Annotated in this window: 12 protein-coding genes; all 12 read right to left on the bottom strand. The window is 41.7% G+C overall.

Translation table 11 applies throughout. The annotated features are described in order from the left end of the window. Positions 1 to 9: 9 nt before the first annotated feature. Positions 10 to 1,287, bottom strand: coding sequence for a cell division protein FtsA (gene ftsA, locus IHV77_RS09655; RefSeq protein ID WP_194813275.1), 1,278 nt, complete (start codon positions 1,285 to 1,287; stop codon positions 10 to 12). 20 nt (positions 1,288 to 1,307) lie between these two features. Continuing rightward, a complete protein-coding gene (locus tag IHV77_RS09650; protein WP_194811748.1) occupies positions 1,308 to 2,066 on the bottom strand; it encodes a cell division protein FtsQ/DivIB in 759 nt (252 codons plus the stop codon). Further along, positions 2,066 to 2,986, bottom strand: a complete 921-nt coding sequence (locus IHV77_RS09645) for a D-alanine--D-alanine ligase (RefSeq protein ID WP_194811747.1) — start codon at positions 2,984 to 2,986, stop codon at positions 2,066 to 2,068. Before IHV77_RS09645 ends, IHV77_RS09650 begins: the two co-directional genes overlap by 1 nt. 31 nt (positions 2,987 to 3,017) lie before the next feature. Then, on the bottom strand, positions 3,018 to 4,445 hold the full coding sequence (gene murC / locus IHV77_RS09640; protein ID WP_194811746.1) for a UDP-N-acetylmuramate--L-alanine ligase: 1,428 nt from the start codon (positions 4,443 to 4,445) through the stop codon (positions 3,018 to 3,020). A 231-nt stretch (positions 4,446 to 4,676) separates the two neighbouring features. After that, a complete protein-coding gene (gene murG, locus IHV77_RS09635; protein WP_194811745.1) occupies positions 4,677 to 5,735 on the bottom strand; it encodes an undecaprenyldiphospho-muramoylpentapeptide beta-N-acetylglucosaminyltransferase in 1,059 nt (352 codons plus the stop codon). An 8-nt stretch (positions 5,736 to 5,743) separates the two neighbouring features. Beyond that, positions 5,744 to 6,928, bottom strand: a complete 1,185-nt coding sequence (ftsW, locus tag IHV77_RS09630; RefSeq protein ID WP_194811744.1) for a putative lipid II flippase FtsW — start codon at positions 6,926 to 6,928, stop codon at positions 5,744 to 5,746. Between the two features lie 12 nt (positions 6,929 to 6,940). Further along, a complete protein-coding gene (murD, locus tag IHV77_RS09625; protein WP_194811743.1) occupies positions 6,941 to 8,254 on the bottom strand; it encodes a UDP-N-acetylmuramoyl-L-alanine--D-glutamate ligase in 1,314 nt (437 codons plus the stop codon). A gap of 112 nt (positions 8,255 to 8,366) precedes the next feature. Continuing rightward, positions 8,367 to 9,449: a phospho-N-acetylmuramoyl-pentapeptide-transferase gene (gene mraY, locus IHV77_RS09620; RefSeq protein WP_194811742.1), complete on the bottom strand. Its 1,083-nt coding sequence runs from the start codon at positions 9,447 to 9,449 to the stop codon at positions 8,367 to 8,369. After that, a complete protein-coding gene (gene murF, locus IHV77_RS09615) occupies positions 9,443 to 10,816 on the bottom strand; it encodes a UDP-N-acetylmuramoyl-tripeptide--D-alanyl-D-alanine ligase (protein ID WP_194811741.1) in 1,374 nt (457 codons plus the stop codon). The genes mraY and murF overlap by 7 nt, the downstream gene beginning before the upstream one ends. A gap of 18 nt (positions 10,817 to 10,834) precedes the next feature. Then, the gene (gene murE / locus IHV77_RS09610; protein ID WP_194811740.1) at positions 10,835 to 12,382 is read right to left on the bottom strand and encodes a UDP-N-acetylmuramoyl-L-alanyl-D-glutamate--2,6-diaminopimelate ligase; all 1,548 of its coding nucleotides are present in this window, start codon (positions 12,380 to 12,382) and stop codon (positions 10,835 to 10,837) included. A gap of 9 nt (positions 12,383 to 12,391) precedes the next feature. After that, positions 12,392 to 14,230 carry a penicillin-binding transpeptidase domain-containing protein gene (locus IHV77_RS09605; protein WP_194811739.1) on the bottom strand — a complete coding sequence of 613 codons (1,839 nt, stop codon included), beginning with the start codon at positions 14,228 to 14,230 and terminating at the stop codon, positions 12,392 to 12,394. A 26-nt stretch (positions 14,231 to 14,256) separates the two neighbouring features. Further along, positions 14,257 to 14,577 carry a cell division protein FtsL gene (ftsL, locus tag IHV77_RS09600; RefSeq protein ID WP_194811738.1) on the bottom strand — a complete coding sequence of 107 codons (321 nt, stop codon included), beginning with the start codon at positions 14,575 to 14,577 and terminating at the stop codon, positions 14,257 to 14,259. Positions 14,578 to 14,583: the final 6 nt, after the last annotated feature.

Here is a 14,583-nt window from a genome sequence, read left to right as displayed (position 1 = left end):
CCAAAATAATCAAAATTCCGACCGCACTTTATTCGCAATTTTTTTAATTCCCGACCAAATTGCACCGAAAATATTCCCATCGGGATAATTATCTCCACCGATAAGTTCATCATCACTATTACTGTGATTGTATTGTAATAAACCGATCACTGTCGAATATTGAGGACGATTCACATAATCCGTCAACCCAGTGATATTTAATGGGCTACCGATTCTCACTTGGCAACCGAATACATCCATTGCACACTCTTTTAAATCTTCAATTTGTGCGCCACCACCGGTAATAACTACACCTGCAATTAATTCGAATTTAATGTGCTTACTTTCCAAGTCTGCTTTCAACTGATCTAATTCGTCCTTTACAACGCCAAGAAGTTCCGTATAACGTGCAGAAGTGATTAAAGATAAATCACTCTTTGTTAAAGAACGGGGTGCACGCCCGCCAATACTGGCCACTTCAATTTTTTTATCTCCATGTAGCCGGGCAGGATAGACTGCACTAGCATAATTTACTTTAACCCGTTCGGCTTCTGCACGGGAAATCGTACAAGCATGGGCAATATCGTTAGTCACGATATTTCCGGCATAAGGTATAACTTTACTAAAACGCAATGCTCCGTTGGTAAAGACCATCACATTCATTGTGCCTGCACCGAAATCAATCAAACACACGCCAAGATCTTTTTCATCTTCGGTTAGTACGGAATGCGTTGCGGCAAAACCGGAGAACACCACTTTATCAACCTGTAAACCACAACGTTCAACCGCTTTTTTCAGGTTATTTTGCCAATCTTGATGACAAGCGATTAAATGCACATGTGCATTTAAACGTACGCCTTGTAACCCGAGAGGATTTTTAATGTTTAATTGGCGATCCACGGCATATTCTTGCGGTATCACATGCAATAAGGAAACGCCTTCCGGTAATTTAATCGTACTTGCATTATGTAAAGCAGAATCAATTTCCTCTTGTGTTACTTCCGTCTCACCAATGGGCACGAATCCACTTTCATTTAAACTTTGAATATGCTCACCGGTAATGGCTAAAGTAACACTCATAATTTGACAATCCGCCATAGACTCGGCGGATTCAATGGCTCGCTGAATCGAATTGACAACCGCATCTAAATCCGTAATGCTGCCGCGATCAATTCCTTTTGAAGGGCAACTCCCCACCCCAAGCACATTTACCACACCGTCGGGTAATACCTCGCCAACGACCGCAACAACCTTTGATGTTCCGACTTCAAGCCCTACAATTGCTTTTGTTTCAACCAATTTCGCCATTTCTTTATTACGCCCCAAATTTATTTATCCGCCATTCCGACTGCCGCACCCGCCGCATATCGTAAATCTACATAATCAATTCGTTTACCTTCCGGCACTTCAATTTGTGGATAGATTATTGCAAAACGTTCAAGTTTAGACTTCCATTCTCCACGACCTAGTTTCAATACTATATCATTATCAAGTATAACTTGCCACGCACCGCGCTCATCAATCGTAATGCCCTTTACGCTTAAATTTTTCGCTTTAAAATCAGCATAGATCCGATTCCAAGCTTCAAGCACTTTTAAACTTTGATAATCCGGTCCACCTAAATAAGGCAATACTTTATTTTTTAAACGATCCATTGGCAATTGAAAAACCGTTCCCTCTTTGGTGACAAATTCCGTTTTATTCCAAATCGCCACCGGCATATATTCTGTCAACCAAATACTCAAACGGTTCGGCCAAACCTTACGAACCACAGCACCTTTAACCCAAGGCAAGGTTTCCAACTGTTCTTGAATAGCCTTAACATCTTGCCCCCAAAATCCTTTCAGCGTTCCCATTTTTAACAGTGCATCTTGTACATCGGCATAGTCGGTAAATTCTGTTTTACCCACTAAGGCGTAGGCACTTATAGGCTTGGTATCCAAACTTTCCAACCAATTCTGCCAATTTGAATAAACAAAATACCCTAACCCAACGCACAATAACACAACCGAAAGGCGTGCAAAGTATTTAAACTTTGATTCACCGGCTCGAAAATTTTGCGTACTTTTGCGTTTCAGCACATTCATTATGCACTTAACTCCAGAATTTTAACTACGAGCTGTTCAAAAGAAATACCGACTGTTGCCGCTGATTTAGGAAATAAACTGTGGCTGGTCATTCCGGGGTTGGTATTTACTTCCACCAAACGGAAATCGCCTTTTGCATCACACATTACATCAATACGGCTCCAACCTCGACATCCCACCGCATCATAAGCACGTTTAACCAATACCGCTAATTCTTGCTCACGTTCTAAAGTCAATCCGGCAGGGCAAAAATATTGCGTATTATCGGAAATATATTTTGCTTCATAATCGTAAAATTCCCCTTCCGGCACAACACGAATTGCAGGTAACACTTGATTATCTAACACGGGGACGGTTAATTCATCACCGGCAAGCCATTCTTCAATCAAAATCGTCCGATCAAATTTAAGGGCGAATTCGACCGCACTTTTTAACTCTTCTACAGCTTTCACCTTGGTTAATCCCACGCTAGATCCTTCCAAAGAAGGTTTAACCATTAATGGTAAACCTAATTTATCGACAACGGCTTTCGGATCTAACTCGTCAAAGGTTTCACGTGTAACGACTTCCATCTCTGCGACAGGCAGCCCAAAAGCTTTCCATAACATTTTAGTGCGCATTTTATCCATAGTTAAGGCAGAAGCCATTACACCGCAACCTGTATAAGGTAAGCCGATTTGTTCCAGTAATCCTTGCATCGTACCGTCTTCTCCACCACGACCGTGCAAAATATTGAATACGCGATCAAAACCGTCTTTTTTCAAATTCGCCACATCATATTCTTTCGGATCAATCGGCTGAGCGTTATAGCCTTGAGTGACCAATGCCTCTAATACGGCTTTACCGGAATTTAAAGAAACTTCACGTTCTGCTGAAGTTCCGCCTAATAACACTGCAATTTTTTCTTGTTTCAAATTCATTTTTTATTCTGTCTCTGCTTTTTATTATGGTTTAATTTTTCCAAGACTCCGCTAAACCGCGAGAAATTTTGCTTACGCTACCCGCACCTTGCGCAAGAATTAAGTCGCCGTCTTGAACGATTTGATCAAGCACTTCTCCTAATTGTGCCGTATCCGATACTAAAATCGGATCAACTTTGCCAAGATTACGAATCGAACGACATAAGGCTTTACTATCGGCACCTACGATTGGCATTTCACCTGCGGCATAAACATCCAACATAACAAGCGCATCCACTTGAGAAAGCACTTGGACAAAATCATCAAATAAATCTCTGGTACGTGAATAACGATGAGGTTGGAAAATCATCACAATGCGTTTATCTCCCCAGCCTTCACGTGCGGCTTTAATCGTCACGCCCACTTCTGTCGGATGGTGACCATAATCATCCACTAAACGCACTTTTCCATTCGGGCGAATAAATTCACCGAGCTGGTCAAAACGGCGACCGGCACCTTGGAAATCCGCAAGGGCTTCTAAAATCGCTTCATTGGCAATGCCTTCTTCTTTTGCCACCGCAAGTGCCGCCGTAGCATTAAGCGCATTATGTTTACCCGGCACATTGAGTAATACATTGATTCGCTCCCCATTCGGGCAAATCACCGTGTAATGACCTTGAAAACCGGTTTGTTCATAATCTTCAATACGATAATCCGCACTCTCACTGAAACCGTAAGTGATAACCTGACGCCCTACTTGCGGTATAAGTTCCATCAATACCGAATCATCCGCACACATCACTGCTAAGCCATAAAACGGCAAATTATGCAAAAACTTTACATAAGTCGCCTTCATTTTCTCGAAATCCCCTTCGTAGGTATCCATATGATCCGGTTCCATATTGGTGACAACAGAAACCATCGGTTGCAAATGAAGGAAAGAGGCATCGCTTTCATCCGCTTCCGCAATAAGATAACGGCTTGCCCCTAAATGCGCGTTCTTACCAGCTGATTTGATCAACCCGCCATTGACAAAAGTCGGATCTAACTTCGCTTGAGTATAAATCATCGAAATCATTGCTGTTGTGGTCGTTTTGCCATGAGTTCCCGCCACGGCGATACCGTGACGAAAACGCATAATTTCAGCCAACATCTGCGCACGTTGAATAACTGGAATGCGTTTTTGCTTTGCCGCAATCAACTCTTGATTATCTTCACGAATCGCACTTGACACCACAACCACACTGGCACCTTCCACATTTTCCGCTGCGTGACCGATAAAAATCTTCGCGCCGGCTTGCGCAAGACGCTGTGTTACCACGCCATCGGCAATATCTGAACCTGAAATTTTATAACCTTCGTTTAAAAGAATTTCTGCAATGCCGCTCATACCGGCGCCACCGATACCGATAAAATGAATTTGTTGTACGCGGCGCATTTCAGGGATAATTTTTCTAATTTCTTCGTGAGAATGTTTCATTTTATTTTCCTTTTGGGAAGACATTACCGCTTAAAGTGCGGTCAAAAAATCCAAAGAATTTCGATATTATGCATCAGTCGCACAAAGAAAATTCTACATCCAATATTTATTTGGGTAGGGTGCGTTGAGCTTTGGGTAACGCATCATTTCATCTATTGGTGCGTTACGGCTTCGCCTAACCGCATCCTACAATGATTTGTGCAACTGCTACATAATAATGAAGAATTTTACTTATTTTACATTTTCAATAATCACGTCAGCGACACGTTGCGCCGCCAACGGCATAGACATTGCCTTAGCCTTTATTGCCATTTGTAACAAGTCGTCACGCGTAAAATTCCGTAGATAATTAATTAAAATTTCCGGGGTTAAATCCGCTTGCTCAATGATTTTAGCCGCACCGACACCCTCTAAATATTTTGCATTAAGATATTGCTGTCGGTCTTTATGTTGGAAGGGGACAAAAATTGCCGGTGTTCCCACTGCGGCAAGTTCGCATACCGTTAACGCACCGGAACGACAAATTACAATATCCGCCCAAGCGTAGGCTTCCGCCATATCATCAATAAATTCCGTGATTTTTACCAATGGAGCATTTTCCGCATAAAGTGCGGTCACATTTTCCACCGAACCTTTGCCGACTTGGTGACGAACTTCCAGCTTATCGGCTAATTGTGCGACAACCTTCGGTAAGGTTTGGTTCAATACTCTCGCGCCTTGGCTCCCGCCAACAACCAACACACGTAATTTTTCACCACGCTTTGCAAAGCGAATCTCAGGAGGCTGTATTTGAAATAAATCTTGACGAACAGGATTTCCCACTACTTCTGCATCGGCAAAGGCATTCGGAAAGGCTTGTAACACACGTGTCGCAATCTTTGCCAACCATTTGTTGGTTAAACCGGCAATCGCATTTTGTTCATGCAAAATAATCGGAATATCGCAAAATTTTGCCGCAACACCACCCGGACCGGAAACATAGCCTCCCATACCAAGCACCGCATTAGGTTTTTCTTCTCGGATAATTTTCTTTGCTTGGAATACGGCACGTAAAATAGCAAAAGGTGCTGCTAACAAACTTTTAATACCTTTACCGCGCAAACCTGAAATTTGAATAAAACGGATCGGAATACCGTGCTTAGGCACAAGTTGAGCTTCCATCCTATCTTTCGTTCCAAGCCAACAAATTTCCCAACCTTGTTTTTGTAAGGTTTGAGCAACGGCAATAGCAGGGAAAACATGTCCACCGGTTCCCCCTGCCATCACTAATAGTTTTTTCTGTTTATTCATTTTAATTCCTAATCATCACGCAAACGCGCTTGTCCGCCACGTTGCAAGCGGTTTTCATGGTCGATGCGCAATAAAATACCGATAGTCGCCGACATAATAATGATACTCGAGCCACCATAACTGACGAGCGGAAAAGTCAATCCTTTCGTCGGAAGCATTCCAAGTGCCATGCCTAAATTGACAAAGCCTTGGAAGAAAATCCAAAAACTAATACCTAATGCAAAAAATCCGCGGAAACGCTGTTCTAATAGTAAAGATTCACGTCCGATTTTTAAGGCTCGGAAAATCAATAGTCCGAGTAATACGATAACCACCAAAATACCGATAAAACCAAACTCTTCACCAATGATCGCCATAATGAAGTCAGTATGTGCTTCCGGTAAATAATCTAACTTTTGAATAGAGTTCCCTAGCCCTTCACCTGTGATTTCACCACGTCCGAATGCCATCAATGAATTCGTCAATTGAAACCCCGTACCGTAAGGATCTTTAAAAGGCTCTAAAAAGCCGGTGAAACGCTTTAAACGATAAGAGGCAGAAAGGACCAACCACACAAATAATAACGCACCGGTACCGATTAAACCGATAAATTGCCAAAAATTCGCTCCTACGATGAAAAGCATACCAAAGGTTATGACGAACAATACCACGGTACTCCCGAGATCCGGCTGGTATAATAAAAATATCCCCATCGTTCCCATAACAATGAAAGGCTTAAACGCACTGAGTTTATTTGAGCGTACTTCATCATAGCGGCGGGTAAAATAGCTTGATAAAAAGCAGGTAAGGGCTAATTTTGCAAATTCCGCCGGCTGAAAATTAAGCACACCGAGAGAAATCCAGCGTTTTGCGCCGTTCACGGAAGAACCGATAATTAAGACGGTAAACAACAAGGTAATGGCTAAAAAGAAAATTCTAACGTGCCATTTTTCCCACTGTTGAGTGGAAATTTGCATAGTGAAATAGCAGGTTATCAGTGAAAAAAACACATAAACGGCATCACGCTTTGCAAAATAGAAAGGATCATTAAATAATCGCGAGCTATAAGGAATTGAAGCTGAGGTAACGGCGATCAAACCAATCATCAATAAGATCACGAAAAGCCAGAATAACGCGCGATCATACAACAATCCCTGCGGGGTGATTCTGGTCCAACTATCAAAGTTTTGTTTAATTTTCCGAATAAATTCCATTGCGCTATGTGATTAACTGAGTTTCGCTAAACGAGTAAATTCTTCCCCGCGTTTTTCAAAAGAAGTGAATTGATCAAGGCTCGCACAAGCAGGCGATAATAATACCATATCACCGGATTTTAGTGTCGGGCGTAAAAACGCAACCGCCTGTTCCAATGTTTCAAACAAATGACTTTGTGTTGAAAGCTCGGCAAGCTGTGCTCCATCACGACCAAAACAATAACAAATAATATGAGGCTGGTTAATAAGCTTAGCTAATTCAGAAAAATCAGCCCCTTTGCCATCACCGCCAAGTAATAAATGAAGTTTACCTTCCACATATAATCCGGCAAGCGCTGCGACCGTGCTACCCACATTTGTCGCTTTAGAATCATTAATCCAACGCACGCCATTGGCTTGATGAGCTAATTGAAAACGATGATCTAAACCTTTAAATCGGCAAAGTACCTGACGAATCGCTTCTAAATTAACGCCAATCGCTTGTGCCAATGCTGTTGCCGCAAAAATATTCATATAATTATGACGACCTACAAGCGCTACCTCATCACAAGGCAAGATCAACTCATCTTTCGCCATTAAATATTGTTTGCTGTTTTCTGTTTTAAGCCAATAACCCGCATTATGCTCAGCAAAAGAAAGGACTTGTTCGGCTTGATTTTCACCTTCACCGAAGGTGAATTTATCTTCATTATTTACAACGGCGATTTCCGCATTGTGATAAATACGTAATTTAGCTTGGCGATAAGCCTCTAAATCCGCATAGCGATCCATGTGATCTTCCGTCACATTTAACACGGTTGCGGCTGCCGCTTTTAAGCTGTAAGTGGTTTCAAGTTGAAAGCTGGAAAGTTCCAAGACGTAAAAATCATCATCCTCATTCAGTAAGGATAATGCCGGAATACCGATATTTCCGCCTATCCCCGTTTTAATCCCCGCCGCTTTTGCCATTTCATACACAAGCGTTGTCACCGTACTTTTACCATTAGAACCGGTAATCGCCACGATAGGTTTCGTTGCCGCTCGGCAAAATAATTCAATATCGCCAATCACCTCTACACCGGCTGAAAGTGCGGTCTGAATTTCAGGCGTTTTGACAGCAAGCCCCGGGCTAATCACAATAATATCGCTTTCAAGTAACCATTGCTGATTGAGGTTACCGGTGTGAAGTGGAATGTTTTTAGGAAGTTTATCTGCCCCGCTAGGATTTTTACGGGTATCAATAACACGAAGCATTGCCCCTTGAGATTGAAGATAATCAACACAAGATAACCCCGTTTTACCCAGTCCGATAATGGTGATAGATTTATTTTGATATAAGGTTTTCATTCTACTTCTTATTTTTAAATTTATTTATATTGAATTTCATTGATGAGATATTATCTGCTAAGGGCTGAAGAAAAACGGCACACTTTTTGAAAAGTGAAACCGATTATCAGCATTAACGTAATTTCAGCGTAACCAATCCCATTAACACTAACATCAATGAAATAATCCAAAAGCGAATAATCACTCTTGGTTCCGGCCACCCTTTCAATTCAAAATGGTGATGAATAGGTGCCATACGGAAAATACGCTGCTTACGAAGTTTATAGGATCCCACCTGTAAAATGACCGATAAAGCTTCAATCACAAATACGCCGCCCATAATCACAAGTAAAAACTCTTGGCGAACTAAAATGGCAACCGTGCCTAAAGCGCCACCTAATGCCAGTGAACCGACATCCCCCATAAATACCTGAGCCGGATAGGTATTAAACCATAAGAAACCTAATCCTGCTCCTACGATCGCAGTGCAGAACACGACGACTTCTGAACTGTATTTAATATAAGGAATATGTAAATATTCGGCAAAATTCACATTACCCGTCGCCCAAGCAATCAAAGCAAATGCAGCGGCGACTAATGCCGTCGGCATAATCGCCAAACCGTCCAAGCCATCGGTAAGATTTACCGCGTTGCCTGTTCCCACAATCACAAAATAAGCCAATACAATGTAGAACAAACCTAATTGCGGCATAATGTCTTTGAAAAACGGTACGACTAAACGGGTTGCATCCGTATCGTGACCGAGCCAATACAACCAAATAATCGCAATAAGTGCAACGACCGACATCCAGAAATATTTCCAACGTGCAATCAATCCATCCGTGTTCTTACGCGTAATTTTGCGGTAATCGTCGACAAAACCAATCGTACCATAACCAAATAGTACAAATAAGCACACCCAAATATAAGGATTTGTTAAATTTGCCCACAATAATGTACTGGTTCCAATTGCGAAAAGAATCATCACACCGCCCATTGTCGGCGTACCTTTTTTCGCAAAATGGCTTTCAGGACCATCGTTTCGGACTTCCTGACCGAATTTCAGGATTTGCAAACGCTTAATCACCTTCGGACCAATCCAAAGTGAAATCAGCAAAGCAGTCAATAATGCTAAGATTGCGCGAACAGTAATATAAGAAATCGCATTAAATGCGGTTTCATAGCGAACAAGAAATTCAGCAAGCCAAACTAACATCTCATTTTATCCTTTAATGAATAAATCACATCTTCCATTTTCATCGAACGTGAACCTTTTCCTAGTACCACGACCTGTTTATTTTGTTGTAACTGTGCTTTTATAACAGGGAGTAAAAAATCAACCATTTCATTTTTATCAGTGAAGTGTTTACCCGAAACAGCCCCAGAAATGACCGCACTTTCACTGCCAAAAGAGCAGACTAAATCCAAATTAGCCGTTTTGGCATACTGCCCCACTTTGCGATGAATATCCAAAGAATTTTCGCCCAGCTCTTTCATATCACCCACGCAAAGAATACGATACGCCTGATAACCTTTTAGTACATCAATCGCCGCATTCAAAGAATCCATATTGGCATTGTAAGTATCATCTAACAATAACAAATTGTCATTGAGTTGAATTGGGAATAATCGACCTTTTACTTGTGAATGTTGTTCCAAACCGGCTTTCACATCGGTTAAGGTTGCCCCGACATTCATCGCAAGTGCGGTCGCCGCCAAAGCATTTTTCACGTTATGCTCACCCAAATATGGCAAACTAATTTCAATTTCACCTTGCGGTGAAATAAGCGTGAAGTGCGATCCTTGCGTGTGATGTTGAACATTTTTAGCGGAATAATCTTTTCCATTAAAATATTGAATAGGATGTTCAGCAATTTCTTTTTGCCAAATATCAATATAATTATGCTCGGCATTGATTATTGCCACGCCATTTGGTGTTAAACCGCGATAAATCTCGCCTTTTGCCCGAATAACGCCTTCTAAAGAACCGAAACCTTCCAAATGTGCCGGCGCAATATTATTAATTAAAGCGGCATCCGGTTGTGTTAATTTTGTTGTGTAGTCAATTTCACCTTGGTGATTCGCGCCCAATTCAATTACTGCGAAACGATGTTTTTCGGTTAGGCGCAATAACGTAAGCGGCACGCCGATATCGTTATTGAAATTTCCATTGGTAAAAAGTACTGCTTCCGCATCACCTGCGGTTTTCTGTAAAATTCCGGCGGTCATTTCTTTTACCGTGGTTTTACCGGAAGAACCTGTCATTGCCACAGTGAGAGGATTAATTCTTTCACGTAACCATTTAGCCAAATGCCCTAAGGCTAAACGTGTATCCGCCACCACTAATTGCGGAATGAGGATACTCATATCGGGTTGTTGAACGACTAAAGCAACCGCGCCTTGTGCCACTGCTTGATGAAGATATCGGTGTGCATCAAATGTTTCGCCTTTTAACGCAAAAAACAAATGACTTGGAATAGATTGACGAGTGTCGGTATTGATGTTTTTAGCAACAACCGCTCCATCACCGACTAATTCGGCATCAAGAATTCGAGCGAGTTGTTGCGTAGTTAAATTAATCATCGGTTAATCAAATTAAGTTTATTGTTCCAGATATAATTCCGCAGTGACGAAGTCGGAAAAATACTGGGTTTTATCACCGGTAATCTGATACTCTTCGTGACCTTTCCCTGCAATTAGAATCACATCACCTTCTGACGCACCTTTGATCGCAAATCCAATCGCTTCGTCACGATCAGGAATTAATCCCACTTTATCCATATTGCTAAAACCGGCAACAATATCAGATTCAATTTTATCCGGATCTTCCGTACGCGGATTATCTTTGGTAACAATAATCATATCAGCAAATTGTTCCGCCACTTTTGCCATTAACGGGCGTTTACCTGCATCTCGATCGCCACCACAGCCGAAAACACACCATAGTTTGCCGCTACAATGCTCGCGTGCTGCAACAAGGGCTTTTTCCAACGCATCCGGCGTATGTGCGTAATCGACAATAACGGAAGGTTTCCCATTTACTTTTATAATGTCCATTCTTCCTTTAACTCCTTTTAGTAGTGAAACACTATTGACTAATTTATCTAACGGATAACCTAATGCAAGTAATGTTGCAACTACCAACAATAGATTACTCACGTTAAATGCGCCGATCAACGGACTATTCAACACCCCATTTCCCCAGCTTGACGCAAACTGAATAATAGCACCTTTATCGGTGAAATGAACTGAAATTGCTTTTATCCATCTTTCGGAATGCGGTTGAAAATTTGCATTACAGCTTACGGCAATACCATTTGGTAGCGCTTCCAACCATTGCTGACCAATCGGATCATCCGCATTTAAAATTTGTAAACCGGTATTTAGCTCAAAGAAAAAACGTTTTTTTGCTTGAGCATATGCTTCCATTGTGCCGTGGTAATCCAAGTGATCGCGGCTTAAATTCGTAAAAATTGCCGCTTTGAAATCCAAAGATTCAATACGATGCTGCACTAAGCCGTGAGACGAAACCTCAATCGCTGCAAAATCCGCGCCGTTATGAACAAAATCGGCAAGCGTAGATTGGATTTCAATCGGCGATCCCGTCGTATTTTTCGCTTCCTTCATCAGTCCGAATAAACCATTTCCAATGGTTCCCATCACAGCGGATTTATGCCCTAAATGTTGAACCCATTGAGCAAGTAGCTGAGAAACCGTCGTTTTCCCATTTGTCCCCGTCACACCAACAAGGGTTAACTTTTTAGAAGGTGAATCATAAAATTTATCTGCAATTTTTGATAAGTCGGCTGACAAATTATGGTAGTGAATCACCGGTTTTTGCTGTCGATACTCTACATTTAAATGTTGATCGACCAAATCCGTTTCCGCAATAACCGCACTTGCTCCGGATAAAATCGCTTGTTCAATAAAACCTGTCGCATCAATTTGATGTCCTTTTACGGCGATAAAAAGATCCCCGGCTTTCACTTTACGGCTATCAAGAACCAATTCATTAATCTCAAGATCCGCAGGAAGTGAAGGTAAATTAAAAAGTGCGGTCACAAAATCTTTAGATTTTGAACGTTGGCTTTGCCAACAGTGCCGTGAAGCATAACAATCGCTCAAGGCAATTGTATGTAATTTTTTCATCATTTTTCCTTAATTCACCTGTTCGGTTTTATTTTGTTTCAATTTATTCGGCGTAATACGCACAGTGCGTCTTGCCGTTTTTTCCGTTGGTTCGGCATCCGGTGCAATACCATTCGCCCGTAGTGCGTAGCCCATAATGCTGGAAAATACCGGTGCGGACACTGCCCCACCGTAATATTGTCCTGCTTTCGGATCATTAATCAAAATCACAAGCGCATAACGGGGATCACTAATCGGTGCAACACCCGCAGTGAAAGCCACATATTTATTTACATAGCGACCATTTTCGATTTTACGTGCCGTACCGGTTTTCACCCCTACACGATAGCCTTCAACCATCGCCCGTTTATTTTTGATTGCAACTTTCTCCAATATATTCACAATTTCTTTTGTCGTTTTTTCTGAGAATACCCGTTGACCGATTACCGGCGGATCCACTTTAGTAATGGAAAGCGGACGATAAATCCCAAAACTCCCCAAGGTTGCATAAGCACGTGCCATTTGCAACGGTGTTGCCGTAATTCCATAACCATAAGATACCGTTGCACGATCAATATCCGCCCAGCGTTTACGGTTTGCATTTAAGATACCGGCTTGTTCACCGACTAATCCGAGATCCGTCGCACGACCTAAACCCGCCGCTTGATAAGTATCCATGAGCGCACTCGGCGGCATCCGCAATGCAAGACGGCTTACCCCACGGTTACTGGAGTTAATCAAAATTTCATCTAAAGTTTGTTGCGGGCGCGGCGCAACATCCATAATTTCTTTGCCGCTCACGGTGAAAGAACCCGTATTGATAATTTCATTACGTTTGGCGACACCACGTTGAAGTGCGGTCAAAACGACAAAAGGTTTTACCGTAGAACCCGGCTCGAATACGTCGGTGATGGCTCGATTACGCATTAATTCGGCTTTTACCCCCACACGATTATTCGGGTTATAAGAGGGTGCATTCGCCATAGCCAACACTTCACCGGTACGAATATCCACAAGAACCGCTGTGCCTGATTCGGCTTTATTCTCCGTTACGGCTTTTTTAATTTCACGATACACCATCGATTGCAATTTTTCATCAATACTCAAAGTCACATCTTGAGCATCATATTTTTTCTGATCGGCAATATGCTCAACAACATTTCCGCGTTTATCTTTACGAACTAAACGTGCACCATCTCTTCCGACCAACATAGTGTTAAAGCTTTTCTCAATACCTTCAATTCCGTTCCCATCAATATCCGTATAGCCGATCAAATGCGCAGTTTCTTCCACGCGAGGATAAAAACGGCGAGGCTCGTTTTCTAAACTAATTCCCTTAATTTTGAGTTCTTTCACGTACTGCGCTTTACCCGCTTCAACTTGACGCGCTAAATACAAGAAACCCGATTTTGGATTTTTCTCAATTTTTTTGACAAGTTCGCTATAGCTTAAATCCAGTACCTCGGCAAGCGCTTTAATACGTTCTTTATCATCTAAAGCTCCCTCTTTAAGAATACGTTTAGGATCCGCAACAATGGCACTCATCGGCACACTGACCGATAATAACTGGCCGTTACGATCTAAAATAGAACCACGAACAGAAAGAATTTCGTCTTTTCTCAATGAGCGTTTATCCGCCTCACCGGATAATACATCCGAATTTACGGACTGAACATAAGCCGCACGTGCTACCAATGCCCCTAAGCCCAAGAAAATCAAACTTGCGGCAATAATATAGCGTCCACGCAAGAAACACTTTTCAAACACCATTTTAGGTTTATTCGGTTTTACTGCTGCAACCGGTGTTGAAAGTTTTCTAATCGTCTTTTTCGCTTTATTTGATTTTTTTGACGAATTGAACCTAACCATTTGTTCTATCTCAATTTATTTTCAACCTATTCCAAAATAACGACTTCTTGATCGCTATCTATTCTTTTCATTTTTAATGTACCGATCGCAATAGATTCTACCCTTGTGCTATCGCCTTCAGTAGCCTCTTGCAACTGTAAATTACGATATTCATCTTGTAACGCTTGGTACTGTAATACCAACTGACCATTTTCAGAAATCAATCCTCGGGTTTGATGCGTCACCCAAATTGTCGCCATGGCAGAAATTAAAATCAGTAATAGCAGCAATGTCACTAATTTATTTGATGAAAATAAATCTTCAACTAAAAGATGTTGTAAAGGATAACGTTCACTATTCTCTAACATTTTTCA

Source organism: Rodentibacter haemolyticus, assembly GCF_015356115.1.
Lineage (GTDB): Bacteria > Pseudomonadota > Gammaproteobacteria > Enterobacterales > Pasteurellaceae > Rodentibacter > Rodentibacter haemolyticus.
The sequence above is the reverse complement of the archived record's forward strand: the minus strand, read 5'-3'. Positions and strand labels throughout refer to the sequence as shown.

What these genes read in the sequence shown, in the direction of transcription:
- ftsA (WP_194813275.1), bottom strand. Translation starts at nt 1,287, where the DNA reads ATGGCGAAATTGGTTGAAACAAAAGCAATTGTAGGGCTTGAAGTCGGA.
- IHV77_RS09650 (WP_194811748.1), bottom strand. Translation starts at nt 2,066, where the DNA reads ATGAATGTGCTGAAACGCAAAAGTACGCAAAATTTTCGAGCCGGTGAA.
- IHV77_RS09645 (WP_194811747.1), bottom strand. Translation starts at nt 2,986, where the DNA reads ATGAATTTGAAACAAGAAAAAATTGCAGTGTTATTAGGCGGAACTTCA.
- murC (WP_194811746.1), bottom strand. Translation starts at nt 4,445, where the DNA reads ATGAAACATTCTCACGAAGAAATTAGAAAAATTATCCCTGAAATGCGC.
- murG (WP_194811745.1), bottom strand. Translation starts at nt 5,735, where the DNA reads ATGAATAAACAGAAAAAACTATTAGTGATGGCAGGGGGAACCGGTGGA.
- ftsW (WP_194811744.1), bottom strand. Translation starts at nt 6,928, where the DNA reads ATGGAATTTATTCGGAAAATTAAACAAAACTTTGATAGTTGGACCAGA.
- murD (WP_194811743.1), bottom strand. Translation starts at nt 8,254, where the DNA reads ATGAAAACCTTATATCAAAATAAATCTATCACCATTATCGGACTGGGT.
- mraY (WP_194811742.1), bottom strand. Translation starts at nt 9,449, where the DNA reads ATGTTAGTTTGGCTTGCTGAATTTCTTGTTCGCTATGAAACCGCATTT.
- murF (WP_194811741.1), bottom strand. Translation starts at nt 10,816, where the DNA reads ATGATTAATTTAACTACGCAACAACTCGCTCGAATTCTTGATGCCGAA.
- murE (WP_194811740.1), bottom strand. Translation starts at nt 12,382, where the DNA reads ATGAAAAAATTACATACAATTGCCTTGAGCGATTGTTATGCTTCACGG.
- IHV77_RS09605 (WP_194811739.1), bottom strand. Translation starts at nt 14,230, where the DNA reads ATGGTTAGGTTCAATTCGTCAAAAAAATCAAATAAAGCGAAAAAGACG.
- ftsL (WP_194811738.1), bottom strand. Translation starts at nt 14,577, where the DNA reads ATGTTAGAGAATAGTGAACGTTATCCTTTACAACATCTTTTAGTTGAA.